The organism is Streptomyces sp. CBMA152, assembly GCF_014596475.1.
Taxonomy (GTDB): Bacteria; Actinomycetota; Actinomycetes; order Streptomycetales; family Streptomycetaceae; genus Streptomyces.
Window position 1 is genome coordinate 50,260 of sequence record NZ_MECJ01000023.1, and the last position, 15,269, is coordinate 65,528.

Here is a 15,269-nt window from a genome sequence, read left to right on the forward strand (position 1 = left end):
GCCCATCCGGGAATGCCCTGGTCGCCGTGCTCTTCGATACTGGCCGTACTGGCCCAAGGAGAGCAGCGTGCCCACTCCCGTACCCCCGCGAGATCGCACCGACCAGCCGTGGCGCTCGGAGGGCGCGCCCCCGCCGCCTCCGCCGAAGCGGAAGATGCCCGGGGGCTGGGGCAGCCTGATCCTCACCGCTCTCGTCGTCTACCTGATCACCAATCTCATCCTGTCCTTCTTCAACGAGGGCAATGAGCCGACCCTGTCGTACACCGAGTTCAGCAAGCAGGTCGCGGCCGGGAACGTCGAGAAGATCTACGCCAAGGGCGACGCGATCCAGGGGCAGCTCAAGAGCGCGCAGGACCAGCCGAGCGGCGGTGGCAAGTACACGAAGTTCACCACCCAGCGGCCGACCTTCGCCGACGACGACCTGTGGGCGCAGCTGACCAAGCAGCAGGTCACGGTGACGGCCCAGCCGGTCGTCGAGCACCGCAGTTTTCTCTCCAACCTGCTGATCTCGCTCGCCCCGATGCTGCTGCTCGTCGTGCTGTGGCTGTTCATCGCCCGCCGGATGAGCGCGGGCCTCGGCGGCGGGATGCTGGGGCGCAAGGCGCCGCCCAGGCCCGTCGAGCTGACCGAGGACAAGCGGACCACGTTCGAGGACGTGGCGGGCATCGACGAGGTGGAGGGCGAGCTCAACGACGTCGTGGACTTCCTCAAGAACCCGGACGCCTACCGGCGGATGGGCGCCAAGATGCCCGGCGGTGTGCTGCTCGCGGGCCCGCCCGGCACCGGCAAGACACTGCTGGCCCGGGCCGTGGCGGGGGAGGCGGGGGTGCCGTTCTTCTCCGCGTCGGCCTCGGAGTTCATCGAGATGATCGTGGGCGTGGGTGCCTCGCGCGTACGTGAACTCTTCGCCGAGGCGCGCAAGGTGGCCCCCGCGATCATCTTCATCGACGAGATCGACACCATCGGACGCGCGCGTGGCGGGGGCGCCGGGATGGGCGGGCACGACGAGCGCGAACAGACGCTCAACCAGATCCTCACCGAGATGGACGGGTTCTCCGGGTCCGAGGGCGTCGTGGTCATCGCCGCCACCAACCGGGCCGACGTGCTCGACCCGGCGCTCACCCGGCCCGGCAGATTCGACAGGATCGTGCAGGTCAGCCCGCCCGACCGGGGCGGCCGCGAGTCGATCCTGAAGATCCACACCCGGGAGATCCCGATGGCCCCGGACGTCGACCTCGCCCAGCTGGCCCGCACCACCCCCGGCATGACCGGCGCCGAACTCGCCAACCTGGCCAACGAGGCGGCCCTGCTCGCCGTCAAACGCCGCCAGAGCGAGGTCACCCATTCGGACCTCTCCGACGCGCTGGAGAAGGTGCAGCTCGGCGCGGTGCGGCCGCTGGTGATGCCGCAGGAGGAGCGCCGGCGCACCGCGTACCACGAGAGCGGCCACGCCCTGCTCGGCATGCTCCAGCCCGGCGCCGACCCCGTCCGCAAGATCACCATCGTGCCCCGGGGGAGGGCGCTGGGCGTCACGCTCTCCACGCCCGACGCCGACAAGTACGCCTACACCGAGGACTATCTGCGCGGCCGGATCATCGGCGCGCTCGGCGGGATGGCGGCCGAGCACGTCGTCTTCGACGTCATCACGACGGGCGCCGAGAACGACCTCGAACAGGTCACCAACCTCGCGCGCGGCATGGTCGCCCGCTGGGGCATGAGCAAGAAGATCGGCCCACTCACCGCCCTGCCCAGCGACGCCCAGCAGGCGTACGGGCTCTCGGCCGCCCCGCAGACGCTGGACAACATCGACGGCGAGATGCGCCGCATCGTCGACGAGTGCTACGCCGAGGCCTGCCGCCTGCTGCGCGACAACCGCGCCCGCCTGGACGCGCTGGCCGAGGCGCTGCTGCAGAACGAGACGCTGGAGGAGGAGGCCGCCTACCGGGCTGCGGGCATCCCGCGCCTGGCCAAGAGCGAGTCCTGACCCCTTTCCTACGGCGTACGCGCGTCTCTTACGGCGTACGCGCGATCAGGTACCGGAAAATGTTCGGCATCCACACGGTCGCGTCCCGGCGCAGATACGGGTGGAGCGCCTCGGTGAGCTCCTTGACCACCTGGACGTGGTCGGTCGCCCGCTCGGCCGCGTCGAACAGGCCCGTCGACAGCAGCCCGCGCACCGCGCTCTCCATGTCCGCGTAGCCGAACGGGCACGCCACCCGCCCCGACCCGTCGGGCCGCAGACCGGCCCGGGACGCCACGTCCTCCAGGTCGTCGCGCAGGCTCGGCCGCCAGCGGGGCGCGTCGGTGAGGCGGGAGGCGATCCGCAGGACGCCGGAGGTGGCACACCGTTCCGGCGGGCCCCAGCCGGCCAGCACCACCGTGCCGCCGCGCTCCGCCAGCGGCACCGCGGCCGCGAGCGCCGGGGCCAGACCGTCGGAGTCGCCCGCCGCGCAGCCCACCGGTTCGAAGGCGGTCACGAGGTTGTACGGGGCCCCGTCGGGCCCTGCCGCAGCCGAGTCGTCCACCAGGCGGGTGCCGCCGCCGTCGCGGCCGCCGCCCCACACACCGTCCGGGAGCAGCCGTTCGCGGGCCAGCGACAGGCGCTCCGGGCGGCTGTCGACGCCCGTCACGCGCGCGCCGCGCGAGGCCGCGATCAACAGGGCGAGCCCGGAGCCGCAGCCCAGGCCCAGCAGCCGGGTGGCGGGTCCCACCTCCAGCCGCTCGTACACCGCTTCATAGAGCGGTACCAGCATCCGTTCCTGGATCTCGGCCCAGTCCCGGGCGCGGGCGCACGCCTGCGCCGGCGGGGCGGAGGCCGCCAAGGACTGATGCCGGACGAGCACAGGTGTCATGGAAAGCGCCCCAATCCGCAGAAGAGGTCAGCCGTGCACTGAATGACAGCCCCCGTACACGTGCGGTCGCACTCCCCCCGTATGCCAGGGAACTCCGCATCCGCCACCGCGTCCAGAGGGAGGGCGATTCACGTTCGGGGCCGCCGGGCCCGTACCATTCGCGCCATGGCAAAGGCACCCGTTCTCACGCCCCAGGCGGAAGACTTCCCCCGCTGGTACCAGGATCTGATCAACAAGGCCGAGCTCGCGGACAACGGTCCGGTGCGCGGCACCATGGTGATCCGACCGTACGGCTACGGCCTGTGGGAGCGGATGCAGCAGGAGATGGACGCACGCATCAAGGACGCGGGCGCCCAGAACGCGTACTTCCCGCTCTTCATCCCCCAGTCTTACCTGACTCGCGAGGCGGAGCACGTCGAGGGCTTCGCGCCCGAGCTCGCGGTGGTCACGCACGGTGGCGGCAAGGAGCTCGAAGAGCCCGTCGTGGTGCGCCCCACCTCCGAGACGATCATCAACGACTACTTCTCCAAGTGGGTGCAGAGCTACCGGGACCTGCCGCTGCTCATCAACCAGTGGGCCAACGTGGTCCGTTGGGAGATGCGGCCGCGCGTCTTCCTCCGTACGAGTGAGTTCCTCTGGCAGGAGGGCCACACCGCGCACGCTTCTTATGAAGACGCCCGCGACTACGCGGCGCGCATCCACAAGGACGTGTACGCGGACTTCATGATCAACGTGCTGGGCATCGACGTGGTCCTCGGCCGCAAGACGCCCAAGGAGCGCTTCGCCGGCGCCATCAACACCCTCACGCTCGAAGGCATGATGGGCGACGGCAAGGCCCTGCAGATGGGCACCAGCCACGAGCTGGGCACCAACTTCGCCAAGGCCTTCAACACCCAGTACCTGTCCAAGGACGGCAAGCAGGAACTCGTCTGGCAGACCTCCTGGGGCGTCTCCACCCGCATGGTCGGCGGTCTGATCATGTCGCACGGCGACGACAACGGCCTGCGCGTGCCGCCGCGGCTCGCCTCCGTCCAGGTCGTCGTCATGGCCATCAAGGGCGACGAGGCCGTCGCCAAGGTCCGCGAGCTCGGTGACCGCCTGAAGGCCGCGGGCATCCGCGTGCAGGTCGACGACCGTGTGGACACCCCGTTCGGCCGCCGCGCGGTGGACTGGGAGCTCAAGGGCGTGCCCGTACGCGTCGAGATCGGCCCGCGCGACCTGGAGGCCGGCACCGCGATGCTGGCCCGCCGCATCCCCGGCGGCAAGGAGCCCGTCTCCATCGACGCGCTCGCCGAACTGCTGCCCACCGTCCTCGAAGAGGACCAGGCGCAGCTGCTGCGCGAGTCCCGCGAGCGCCGCGAAGCCCGTACGAGTGAGGTCGCCACCATCGAGGAGGCCGCCGAGGCCGCCACCTCCGGCGGCTGGGCGCGCATCCCGTGGGCGACGCTCGGCGCCGAGGGCGAGGCCAAGCTGGCCGAGCAGGCGGTGTCCGTACGGTGTCTGGTCGCCGAGGACGGGTCGGTCCCCGAGGCCGACGACGCACCCGGTACCGTCGCGATCGTCGCGCGCGCGTACTGACGGCCCACCGGCCCGTCCCGGTCGGCCGAAAACGCCTCTTGCGCAACGGCCGGTTCCCGTAATCCCGGCGCGTGGACATCATCTACGCGCCGGGGCGTACGCGCCGCTACGTACTACCTTGGTGTGAGCTGTGAGGCTTCTCCGCAGATCAGCGCACCCGCCCTCGTCCGGACGCATCAACGGCAACTGACGGGTACGTGCAAATTATTTGGGATGCCCCGGAATAGGAACACCGGGGCACTCCGGCTCGTTGTCACGACGTGAGCACGACACCACCTGTTCTCGCCGCAGAGCTGGCGCAGGCGTGGGCCGACATTCAGCGGTACCACCCCGAGCTGCCCGACCTTGCCGCGCCCGAGTCCCTGATCGGAGAGTCCTCGTCCGCCTGTGGCGCCGAGCTCTCCTTCGAGCGACTGCTTCATGAAGCAGTCCACGGCATTGCCGCCGCCCGGGGTGTCCGCGACACCTCCCGGGCCGGCCGCTACCACAACCGCAGATTCCTGGCCATCGCCGAGGAGTTGGGCCTGGACCATCCCGAGGAGCCGCACCCCAGCAGCGGATTCTCGCTGGTCGCGCTGAACCCCGAGGCACGGCGCCGCTACCGGCCGACCATCGAACGGCTCCAGCGCGCCCTGAAGGCCCACACCGTCGCCACGGCCGCCGACACCAAGCGCTCCTTCAGAGGACCGGCCGCCCGGCACGGCTCCTCCGGCGGCGGCGTGCGCGTCAAGGCGGTCTGCGACTGCGGCCGCAATGTGCGCGTCGTCCCGTCCGTGCTCGCCCAGGCGCCGATCGTCTGCGGCGGCTGCGGCAAGCCGTTCCGTATCCCCGAGGTCGTGGCAGCGGCGAGCTGATCCCGGGCCGGCTGCCGGACGATCCGCGCAGCCGCCGGTCAGCCGCCGCCCGGCCGCCCGGGGGTGCCCCACGGACCCCCGGCGTGCGCGGCGCCGGCATGTGGCACAATGACTAGCTGTACTCGACAGCCGCATAGGAACCCTCTCGCCTCCGGCTGACGCGTCCATCGGGCACTTTGAGTACCGCAACCCCACGTGGCATCCCGTTGTGCCCCACCACGTCAAGACCAGGAGACACCACTCCAGTGGCAGTCAAGATCAAGCTCAAGCGCCTCGGCAAGATTCGCCAGCCGCACTACCGCATCGTCATCGCCGACTCGCGCACCCGCCGCGATGGCCGCGCGATCGAGGAAATCGGTCTGTACCACCCGACGTACAACCCGTCGCGCATCGAGGTCGACTCGGAGCGCGCCCAGTACTGGCTGTCCGTCGGCGCCCAGCCGACCGAGCCGGTCCTCGCCATCCTGAAGCTCACCGGCGACTGGCAGAAGCACAAGGGCCTGCCGGCCCCCGCGCCGCTGCTGCAGCCGGTCACGAAGGAGAGCAAGCGCCGCTCCTTCGACGAGTTCGCCAAGTCCCTCGAGGGCGACGACGCCAAGGGTGAGGCCATCACCCCCAAGGCCAAGAAGGCTGACAAGAAGGCGGACGAGGCTCCGGCCGACGCCGCCGAGTCGACCGAGGCCTGAGCATGCTCGAGGAGGCTCTTGAGCACCTCGTGAAGGGCATCGTCGACAACCCCGACGACGTGCAGGTTGCCTCGCGCACCCTGCGCCGCGGGCGCGTGCTGGAGGTCCGGGTCCACCCCGACGACCTCGGCAAGGTGATCGGCCGCAACGGCCGCACCGCTCGCGCCCTGCGGACCGTCGTGGGGGCGCTCGGTGGCCGTGGCATCCGCGTCGACCTCGTCGACGTGGACCAGGTCCACTGAAAAATCTGGTCGTTTCATTGTGATGCGCCGGCTCGGGCCGGGGAGGGCTTCGGCCAGCCCCGGCCCGCAGTCGTCTGTAGAACACACACGTCTGCAGAGCAACGCGTCTTTAGAACACAGGCGTTTTCCGAGCACATGCCGCAGGGCACCCGACAGGAGAGTTGAACGACGTGCAGCTGGTAGTCGCGCGGGTCGGCCGCGCCCACGGCATCAAGGGCGAGGTCACCGTCGAGGTGCGCACCGACGAGCCGGAGCTGCGGCTCGCGCCCGGCGCCGTACTGGCCACGGACCCGGCGTCCACCGGGCCGCTCACCATCGAGACGGGCCGCGTCCACAGCGGCCGGCTGCTGCTGCGCTTCGCGGGCGTGCACGACCGCACCGCCGCCGAGGCGCTGCGCAACACGCTGCTCATCGCCGACGTGGACCCGGAGATGCGTCCCGAAGAGGACGACGAGTACTACGACCACCAGCTCATCGACCTCGACGTGGTCCTCGCCGACGGCACCGAGGTCGGCCGGATCACCGAGATCTCGCACCTGCCGTCGCAGGACCTGTTCATCGTGGAGCGCCCCGACGGCACCGAGGTCATGATCCCGTTCGTCGGCGAGATCGTCGCCGAGATCGACCTGGACGAGCAGCGGGCCGTCATCACGCCGCCGCCCGGCCTGATCGACGACCGCGCGGAGATCGTCTCCACCCGGGACGCCGAGGCGGAAGCCGCGGCCGAAGCCGAGGCGGCCTCGGCCAAGGAATCCGGCGAGGACTCCATCAAGGACTCCAGCGGGGACGACGCCTGATGCGGCTCGACGTCGTCACGATCTTCCCCGAGTACCTGGAACCGCTGAACGTCTCCCTCGTCGGCAAGGCACGCGCGCGTGGCCAGCTCGACGTCCAGGTGCACGACCTGCGGCAGTGGACGCATGACCGGCACAACACGGTCGACGACACCCCGTACGGCGGCGGCCCCGGCATGGTCATGAAGACCGACCCGTGGGGCGACTGCCTCGACGACACGCTCGCGAGCGGGTACGAGGCGGGCGCGCACGGCCCCGTCATGGTCGTGCCCACGCCCAGCGGGCGCCCCTTCACCCAGGAACTCGCCGTCGAGCTCTCCGCCAAGCCGTGGCTGATCTTCACGCCCGCGCGCTACGAGGGCATCGACCGCCGCGTCATGGACGAGTACGCGACCCGGATGCCGGTGTACGAGGTGTCCATCGGCGACTACGTCCTGGCGGGCGGGGAAGCCGCCGTACTGGTGATCACCGAGGCCGTGGCGCGACTGCTGCCCGGCGTGCTCGGCAACGCCGAGTCCCACCGCGACGACTCCTTCGCCCCCGGCGCCATGGCCAACCTCCTGGAGGGCCCGGTCTACACCAAGCCCCCCGAGTGGCGCGGCCGCGGCATCCCGGACGTCCTGCTCAGCGGCCACCACGGCAAGATCGCCCGGTGGCGCCGCGACGAGGCGTTCCGGCGCACCGCCGAGAACCGGCCCGACCTGATCGAGCGGTGCGAGGCGTCCGCCTTCGACAAGAAGGACCGCGAAACGCTGAGCATCATGGGCTGGCAGCCCACCGACGACGGCCGATTTTGGCGCAGGCCCCGAGCCGTGGAAGAATAGGCGGCTGCTGTACGCCCGACTGCGCCCCTGCCACAGGGGGACCGTCGCACACCGGGTGGCACAGCTCCCGAACTCTCATCGAAAACCCGCCCGGCGACCTGTGGCGTCGTGCGAAGAAAGCAGACGAAGAACATGTCTCACCTGCTCGACTCCGTCAACGCGGCCACGCTGCGCTCCGACGTCCCGGCCTTCCGCCCCGGTGACACCGTCAACGTTCACGTCCGCGTGATCGAGGGCAACCGCTCCCGTATCCAGCAGTTCAAGGGTGTCGTCATCCGCCGTCAGGGCTCGGGCGTCTCCGAGACCTTCACGGTCCGCAAGGTCTCCTTCTCCGTCGGCGTCGAGCGCACCTTCCCGGTGAACTCCCCGATCTTCGAGAAGATCGAGCTCGTCACCCGCGGTGACGTCCGCCGCGCGAAGCTGTACTACCTGCGCGAGCTCCGCGGCAAGGCCGCGAAGATCAAGGAGAAGCGCGACAACTGAGCTCAGGCTCGGGGGTGAGCCACCGCTCACCCACTCGCGTACGGGTCCACAGGCCGGGCGGATAGGCTCTGCCCCCGATGGACACCGAAGCACAGCACACGGAGCGCGACCTCCCCTCCACCCCTCAGCCGGGGCCGGAGCGGGGGTCGCGCTCCGCGCGTTTTCCCGCCCTCGCCGGCCACCTGGAAGGGCCCTGGCGCAAGGCCGTGGCCCTGCTCGCGCTGTGCCTGGTCTTCCTGCTGCTGCTCAGCCACTTCGTCGTCCAGCCCTTCGTCATCCCCAGCGGCTCCATGGAACCCACCCTGAAGGTGGGCGACCGGGTGCTCGTCGACAAGCTGGCGTACCGTTTCGGCGGCCATCCCGCGCGCGGTGACGTCGTCGTCTTCGACGGCCGGGGCTCGTTCACGGACGAGCCGCCGGAGGGGAACTGGGTGGGCAGGGCCCTTCGTTCAGCGGTTGCGTCCCTCGGGCTTCGTGAGTCCGAGGGGAACGTGTACGTGAAGCGCGTCGTCGGTGTCGGCGGCGACCGGATCGTGTGCTGCGACAAGGGCGGGAGGCTCCGGGTGAACGGGACACCGGTGACCGAGGAGTACGTGTACCCGGGCGACACCCCGTCCCAGGTGCCGTTCGACATCGTCGTGCCCGACGGCACCCTGTTCGTCCTGGGCGACCACCGCTCCCACTCCAGCGACTCCCGCGACCACCTGGGCTCACCGGGCGGCGGCATGGTGCCGGTCGACCATGTGGTGGGGCGCGTCGACTGGATCGGCTGGCCCGTCGGCCGCTGGTCGCAGGTTCCCGGCTCTGGCGCCTTCGCGCGCGTGGGCTCACCGGGCGGCGCCCATGGGTAACCGGGGGCGCCCGCGCTCGGGCGGCCGCTCGACGCCTCCGCCTCCGGTGGACGAGCCGCTGCCCACGGGGACGCGGAGTACGTCGCGGGTCGCGCCGCCGGTCTCCGAACCCGCGGCCGCGTCCGGGTCGGCCGGCGAGAGCTTCGAGCCGAGTGCCGGGGGATTCGATCCGGTGCCCGCCGCGACGGCCGAGGACTTCGAACCGGCCGGGCCCGCCGAGCCGTCGACGTCGTCGTCCGGGGCGGGCGGGGGCGACTTCGACCGTCCGCCGGGCCGCCGGGCCCAGCAGGGCCGGGCCGACCGGCGCAGGCTCGCCCGCAAGGTGAAGCGGCGCCGACGCAGGTCCGCAGTACGGGAGATACCCCTGCTCGTCGGGGTGGCGCTGCTGATCGCCCTCGTGCTGAAGACGTTCCTCGTGCAGGCCTTCGTGATCCCGTCCGGCTCGATGCAGGACACCATCACCATCGGCGACCGGGTGCTCGTCGACAAGCTCACGCCCTGGTTCGGCTCGAAGCCGCAGCGCGGGGACGTGGTGGTCTTCAAGGACCCCGGCGGCTGGCTGAAGGACGAGAAGAAGACCACCGGCGGCAGCGACCCGGTGGTCGTCAAACAGGTCAAGCAGGCCCTGACCTTCATCGGACTGCTGCCCTCCGACAACGAACAGGACCTCATCAAACGGGTCATCGCCGTCGGCGGGGACACGGTCAGGTGCTGCGACGCGAACGGCAAGGTCACCGTCAACGGCGTACCGCTCGACGAGCCGTATGTGCAGGCGGGCAACCCGCCGTCGAAGATCCCGTTCGAGGTGAAGGTGCCGCCGGGCAGGCTCTTCGTGATGGGCGACCACCGCTCGAATTCGGCCGATTCCCGCTTCCACCTCAACGAGGCGTACCACGGGACGGTCTCCGAGGACGGGGTCATCGGACGGGCCGTCGTCATCGCCTGGCCGTTCGACCGCTGGCGGCGTCTGGAAGAACCCGGGACATTCGGCTCGGTGCCGGACGCGCCCGGCAGGTCGGACACCGCGCGAGGTGCGTCGCATAGGGTGTCCTCCCGGGATCCGGCTGCGGATTCCGACAAAACGCATGAACTGATGTCAATCGATTCGATGTCGAACGAACCGATATCGAACGAAGCGATCCGGCCCCCGAGCCCTGCGGAACTCCCGCTCGTTATGGGAGTGGTGGGCCTGCGTCTGGCATGGCGCGGGCGGTGGCACGGAGTGAGGAGTGGATGTGGGGGATTTGGCGGTCGGCGCACGATCCGGACACGACGAGCCCGAGGAGCGGCCGGAACGGCCCGCCGATTCTCCCGCACAGGCTCAGGCCGACAGCGGCGGTGGAGGCATCGAGGGCACCGGCCCCGGCGATGACGGGAAGCCGGACGGCGAAGGGCGCAGCCCCAAGAAGCCGCGTTCCTTCTGGAAGGAACTGCCCCTGCTCATCGGCATCGCGCTGATCCTCGCGCTGCTGATCAAGACGTTCTTCGTGCAGGCGTTCTCGATCCCCTCCGACTCGATGCAGGACACCCTGCAGCGCGGCGACCGGGTGCTCGTGGACAAGCTGACGCCGTGGTTCGGCGCCACGCCCAAGCGCGGCGAGGTCGTCGTCTTCCACGACCCGGGCGGCTGGCTGGAGGACCAGAAACCGGCCGAGCCCAACGTGGTGCAGAAGTTCCTCAGCTTCATCGGGCTGATGCCGTCCGCCGAGGAGAAGGACCTGATCAAGCGGGTCATCGCGACCGGCGGCGACACGGTGGAGTGCAAGAAGGGCGGCCCGGTCAAGGTCAACGGCCACGCCCTGAACGAGCCGTACATCTTCCCCGGCGACAGCGCCTGCGACGACATGCCGTTCGGCCCGATCAAGGTCCCCAAGGGCCGGATCTGGGTGATGGGCGACCACCGGCAGAACTCGCTGGACTCCCGCTACCACCAGGAGCTGCCCGGCGGCGGCACCGTCTCCGACGGCGAAGTCGTGGGCCGCGCCTTCACCATCGCCTGGCCGCTCAACCGCATCGACTGGCTGGGCATCCCGGGCACCTTCGACCAGAAGGGCCTCAGCGGCATGGCGTCGAGCGCGCCGGTCGCGGCCGGGCTGGCCGGTGCCGTGCCGATCGTGCTGTGGCGCCGCCGCAGGCTCACCCGGCAGAGTGACGCGATCGACCGCACCGAGCTGAGCCGCGAGGGCTGACCCGGCGGGATACCGCCGGGTAGGGTGCCGTCCCAGATCGTCGATCTCCGGACCCGCGCGCACAGCGCGGGCGGCCGGGGGAGGAGCACTGGGATGAGCGGAACAGGACGTACGGGCGACGGCCGCGGCCGCGGTCTCGGCAATCTGCTGTCGGGGCTGGCCGTGGCCGTCGGCTGTGTGCTCTTCCTCGGCGGCTTCGCCTGGGGAGCCGTGGAGTACAAGCCGTACACGGTGCCCACCCAGTCCATGAACCCGACGGTCAAGGCGGGCGACCGCGTCCTCGCGCAGCGCATCGACGGCGCCGACGTGAAGCGCGGCGACGTGGTGATCTTCAAGGACAAGGTCTGGGGCAACGTCCCCATGGTCAAGCGCGTCGTCGGCATAGGCGGCGACACCGTCAAGTGCTGCGATGAGGGCGGCAAACTCACTGTCAACGGCAAACCGATCGACGAACCGTATCTGCACGGCACGGCCCCCTCCACGACCAAGTTCAGCGCCACCGTCCCCAAGGACCAGCTCTTCCTCCTCGGCGACGAACGCGATGTCTCGCTGGACTCCCGGGTCCACCTGGAGGACGCGGCCAGCGGGTCCGTACCGCGCTCCGCCGTCAGCGCGCGCGTGGACGCCATCGCCTGGCCACTGGACGGCATGCTGAAGCGCCCGACGGGCTTCAAGGCCCTGCCGGGCGGCATCTCACAGCCCGGGCCGCTGATGCTCGTGGTGGTCGCCATCGTCGTCGGGACGGTCCTCATCGTCCTGGGAGCGGCGTACGGGCCGGTGGCCCGCCGCCTCGGCAGGCGCGGGGCCGGGAGCCGGCGGGAGGTGCCGGTCGGTGGGGCGTGAGACGGGTCCGCCCGGCGGGCCGGGTCCGGCGGATTCGCGGGGCGTGGCGGACGGGTCCGGTTCGGCGGGTGAGCGGGGCCCGGCCTCGGCCGGAGAGCTGCCCGGCGAGCCCCGCAAGGTCGCCCGGGTCGTATTGCTCGATCCGCAGGACCGCATTCTGCTGATGCACGGTTACGAACCGGACGATCCCTCCGACACCTGGTGGTTCACCCCGGGCGGCGGCCTGGAGGGCGACGAGACCCGGGCCGAGGCGGCCCTGCGCGAACTGGCCGAGGAGACCGGGATCACGGACGTGGAGCTCGGGCCGGTGCTGTGGCGGCGGATGTGCTCGTTCCCGTTCGACGGCCGCCGCTGGGACCAGGACGAGTGGTACTACCTGGCCCGTACGACGCAGACCGAGGCCGCGCCGACAGGCCTCACCGAGCTGGAACAACGCAGTACCGCGGGGCTGAGGTGGTGGACCTCCGCCGAACTGTCGGCGGCCCATGAGACGGTGTACCCGACCAGACTCGCCGAGCTGCTGCGCACGCTGCTCGACGAGGGTCCTCCGCGTACGCCGGTGGTCCTGGCTCCGGAAATCGTCTAGGTATCCGGGGGGCTGACGCACAATAGGGGGACGCACGGCTGAAGGGGAACATGCCATGAGCGCCGAGGACCTCGAAAAGTACGAGACCGAGATGGAGCTGAAGCTCTACCGGGAGTACCGCGACGTCGTCGGTCTGTTCAAATACGTGATCGAGACCGAGCGGCGTTTCTACCTCACCAACGACTACGAGATGCAGGTGCACTCGGTCCAGGGCGAGGTGTTCTTCGAGGTGTCGATGGCCGATGCCTGGGTCTGGGACATGTACAGGCCGGCCCGGTTCGTCAAGCAGGTGCGGGTCCTCACGTTCAAGGACGTGAACATCGAGGAGCTCAACAAGAGCGACCTCGAACTTCCGGGCGGCTGATCACACTCGTTCGGGTGGCGGGGTTTTCCACAACGCCCGGGTTATCCACCAAGATCCACTCGATCGCGGCGGGTGCGTGACAGTCGGTACCGGAGGTGGTGCCGAATGAACGCACGAGGAGCACTCGGACAGTACGGCGAAGACCTGGCGGCCAGGCTGCTGGCCGACGCCGGAATGACCGTGGTCGCCCGCAACTGGCGGTGCGGCAGGACCGGAGAGATCGACATCGTCGCCCGCGACGGTGACGTGCTGGTGGTCTGCGAGGTCAAGACCCGCAGAGCCGGCGCGTTCGAACACCCCATGGCGGCCGTCACCCCGGCCAAGGCCGAGCGGCTCAGACACCTGGCCGAGCGATGGCTCGCCGACCACGGCGGACCGCCACCGGGCGGCGTCCGCATCGACCTGGTCGGAGTCGTCCTGCCCGACCGGGGCGCACCGCAGGCCGAGCACGCGCGGGGGGTGGCCTGAATGGGATTCGCCCGCACCTGCTCCGTCGCGCTCGTCGGAGTCGAAGGCGTCGTCGTCGAAGTCCAGGCCGACCTCGAACCGGGCGTCGCCGCCTTCACCCTCGTCGGCCTGCCCGACAAAAGCCTCAGCGAAAGCCGCGACCGCGTCAGAGCCGCCGTCGTCAACTCCGGCGCCGACTGGCCCCAGAAGAAACTCACCGTCGGCCTCAGCCCCGCCTCCGTCCCCAAGGGCGGCAGCGGCTTCGACCTCGCCGTGGCCTGCGCGGTCCTCGGCGCCGCCGAGCGCATCGACCCCCGCGAGCTCGCCGACCTGGTGATGATCGGAGAGCTCGGACTCGACGGCCGCGTGCGCCCCGTGCGCGGCATCCTGCCCGCCGTCCTCGCCGCCGCCGAAGCCGGATACCAGCAGGTCGTCGTGCCCGAACAGACAGCGGCCGAAGCGTCCTTGGTGCCCGGCATCTCCGTCCTCGGCGTACGGAGCCTGCGCCAGCTCATCGCCGTCCTCACCGACGAACCCGTGCCCGAGGAGGAACCCGCCGAAGAGGGCAGACCCGACGCCATGCTCGCGGGCCTGGTAGTACCGGGCGCCGGCGTCGGCACCGGTCTGTCCGCCGACGCCGACAGCAGCCCGCCCGACCTCGCCGACGTCGCCGGACAGCACGGCGCCCGCACCGCCCTGGAAGTCGCCGCCGCCGGCGGCCATCACCTGATGCTGTACGGACCGCCGGGCGCGGGCAAAACCATGCTCGCCGAACGGCTCCCCGGCATCCTGCCGCCGCTCACCCGCCAGGAATCCCTCGAAGTCACCGCGATCCACTCGGTCGCGGGCATCCTTCCCCCGGGCAAACCCCTGGTCCGCAAAGCGCCCTACTGCGCGCCCCACCACTCGGCGACCATGCAGTCCCTGGTCGGCGGAGGCAACGGCTTACCGCGGCCCGGAGCTGTCTCCCTAGCCCACCGGGGCGTGCTGTTCCTGGATGAGGCCCCGGAGTTCACGGGCAAGGCCCTCGACTCCCTGCGCCAGCCCCTGGAAGCCGGACACGTCATCGTCGCCCGCAGCGCCGGCGTCGTGCGCCTGCCCGCCCGCTTCCTGATGATCCTCGCCGCCAACCCCTGCCCCTGCGGGCGCCACACCCTGCACGGCGCGGGCTGCGAATGCGCCCCGTCCATGATCCGCCGCTACCAGTCCCGGCTCTCCGGACCGCTCCTGGACCGCGTCGACCTGCGCGTCGAGGCCGAGCCCGTCCGGCGCGAGGACCTGCTCGCCCAGGGCGGGCGCGGCGAATCCACGGCGGTGGTCGCCGAACGCGTCCTGGCCGCCCGCGAACGGGCCGCCGCCCGCCTCGCGGGCACCCCCTGGACCACCAACAGCGAAGTCCCCGGACACGAACTGCGCACCCGCTGGGTGACCGCCCCCGGCGCCCTCGCCGCAGCCGAACGCGACATGGAACGCGGCCTGCTCACCGCCCGCGGCCTCGACCGCGTCCTGCGCGTCGCCTGGACCATCGCGGACCTCTGCGGCAAGGACCGCCCGGACGAGAACCACATCGGGCTCGCCCTGGAACTGAGAACCGGCATCTCGCGGGGTGCGCCGATGCCGGTGGGAGGCGCGGGGTGAACGACGACGAGGCCTGGTCGGGAGGGCGGAGGAGGGAC

17 protein-coding genes are annotated in these 15,269 nt (G+C 70.8%); 16 read left to right on the forward strand and 1 reads right to left on the reverse strand.

Features of this window, described 5'->3' with window-relative positions; all coding sequences use genetic code 11:
• The first annotated feature begins 67 nt into the window (after nucleotides 1-67).
• Entirely contained in the window at nucleotides 68-1,984 is a 1,917-nt protein-coding gene (gene ftsH / locus BG418_RS20045; RefSeq protein ID WP_188275302.1) for an ATP-dependent zinc metalloprotease FtsH, read from the forward strand.
• Nucleotides 1,985-2,012: 28 nt separating this feature from the next.
• Here ftsH and BG418_RS20050 read toward each other — a convergent pair whose 3' ends face one another.
• On the reverse strand, nucleotides 2,013-2,852 hold the full coding sequence (locus BG418_RS20050; RefSeq protein ID WP_188275303.1) for a methyltransferase domain-containing protein: 840 nt from the start codon (nucleotides 2,850-2,852) through the stop codon (nucleotides 2,013-2,015).
• Nucleotides 2,853-3,017: 165 nt separating this feature from the next.
• Between BG418_RS20050 and proS the strand changes: the two genes are divergently transcribed.
• The 15 genes from proS to BG418_RS20120 all read left to right on the forward strand — a co-directional run bounded on the left by proS (nucleotide 3,018) and on the right by BG418_RS20120 (nucleotide 15,231).
• Nucleotides 3,018-4,430 carry a proline--tRNA ligase gene (gene proS, locus BG418_RS20055; protein ID WP_188275304.1) on the forward strand — a complete coding sequence of 471 codons (1,413 nt, stop codon included), beginning with the start codon at nucleotides 3,018-3,020 and terminating at the stop codon, nucleotides 4,428-4,430.
• A 260-nt stretch (nucleotides 4,431-4,690) separates the two neighbouring features.
• Complete coding sequence (locus BG418_RS20060) at nucleotides 4,691-5,284, forward strand: hypothetical protein (RefSeq protein WP_101390352.1); 594 nt, start codon at nucleotides 4,691-4,693, stop codon at nucleotides 5,282-5,284.
• A 245-nt stretch (nucleotides 5,285-5,529) separates the two neighbouring features.
• Nucleotides 5,530-5,970 (forward strand): 30S ribosomal protein S16, encoded by a 441-nt coding sequence (gene rpsP, locus BG418_RS20065; protein WP_188275305.1) that lies wholly within the window; start codon nucleotides 5,530-5,532, stop codon nucleotides 5,968-5,970.
• 2 nt (nucleotides 5,971-5,972) lie between these two features.
• A complete protein-coding gene (locus tag BG418_RS20070) occupies nucleotides 5,973-6,212 on the forward strand; it encodes an RNA-binding protein (protein WP_030287397.1) in 240 nt (79 codons plus the stop codon).
• Between the two features lie 170 nt (nucleotides 6,213-6,382).
• Nucleotides 6,383-7,009 (forward strand): ribosome maturation factor RimM, encoded by a 627-nt coding sequence (gene rimM, locus BG418_RS20075; protein WP_188275306.1) that lies wholly within the window; start codon nucleotides 6,383-6,385, stop codon nucleotides 7,007-7,009.
• Nucleotides 7,009-7,830, forward strand: a complete 822-nt coding sequence (gene trmD, locus BG418_RS20080) for a tRNA (guanosine(37)-N1)-methyltransferase TrmD (protein WP_188275307.1) — start codon at nucleotides 7,009-7,011, stop codon at nucleotides 7,828-7,830. Before rimM ends, trmD begins: the two co-directional genes overlap by 1 nt.
• 132 nt (nucleotides 7,831-7,962) lie before the next feature.
• The gene (rplS, locus tag BG418_RS20085) at nucleotides 7,963-8,313 is read left to right on the forward strand and encodes a 50S ribosomal protein L19 (RefSeq protein WP_188275308.1); all 351 of its coding nucleotides are present in this window, start codon (nucleotides 7,963-7,965) and stop codon (nucleotides 8,311-8,313) included.
• 77 nt (nucleotides 8,314-8,390) lie between these two features.
• Nucleotides 8,391-9,164, forward strand: a complete 774-nt coding sequence (lepB, locus tag BG418_RS20090) for a signal peptidase I (RefSeq protein WP_188275309.1) — start codon at nucleotides 8,391-8,393, stop codon at nucleotides 9,162-9,164.
• Nucleotides 9,157-10,536, forward strand: a complete 1,380-nt coding sequence (gene lepB, locus BG418_RS20095) for a signal peptidase I (RefSeq protein ID WP_188275310.1) — start codon at nucleotides 9,157-9,159, stop codon at nucleotides 10,534-10,536. The genes lepB (BG418_RS20090) and lepB (BG418_RS20095) overlap by 8 nt, the downstream gene beginning before the upstream one ends.
• A gap of 100 nt (nucleotides 10,537-10,636) precedes the next feature.
• Nucleotides 10,637-11,353 (forward strand): signal peptidase I, encoded by a 717-nt coding sequence (gene lepB / locus BG418_RS39995; protein ID WP_317453702.1) that lies wholly within the window; start codon nucleotides 10,637-10,639, stop codon nucleotides 11,351-11,353.
• 93 nt (nucleotides 11,354-11,446) lie between these two features.
• The gene (lepB, locus tag BG418_RS20100; RefSeq protein ID WP_188275311.1) at nucleotides 11,447-12,196 is read left to right on the forward strand and encodes a signal peptidase I; all 750 of its coding nucleotides are present in this window, start codon (nucleotides 11,447-11,449) and stop codon (nucleotides 12,194-12,196) included.
• Nucleotides 12,197-12,293: 97 nt separating this feature from the next.
• A complete protein-coding gene (locus BG418_RS20105) occupies nucleotides 12,294-12,782 on the forward strand; it encodes an NUDIX hydrolase (protein ID WP_188275350.1) in 489 nt (162 codons plus the stop codon).
• 55 nt (nucleotides 12,783-12,837) lie between these two features.
• Nucleotides 12,838-13,146, forward strand: a complete 309-nt coding sequence (locus tag BG418_RS20110; RefSeq protein ID WP_003965949.1) for a DUF2469 domain-containing protein — start codon at nucleotides 12,838-12,840, stop codon at nucleotides 13,144-13,146.
• Between the two features lie 105 nt (nucleotides 13,147-13,251).
• On the forward strand, nucleotides 13,252-13,614 hold the full coding sequence (locus tag BG418_RS20115; protein WP_188275312.1) for a YraN family protein: 363 nt from the start codon (nucleotides 13,252-13,254) through the stop codon (nucleotides 13,612-13,614).
• Entirely contained in the window at nucleotides 13,615-15,231 is a 1,617-nt protein-coding gene (locus BG418_RS20120) for a YifB family Mg chelatase-like AAA ATPase (protein WP_188275313.1), read from the forward strand. It begins immediately after the preceding gene.
• Nucleotides 15,232-15,269 lie beyond the last annotated feature (38 nt).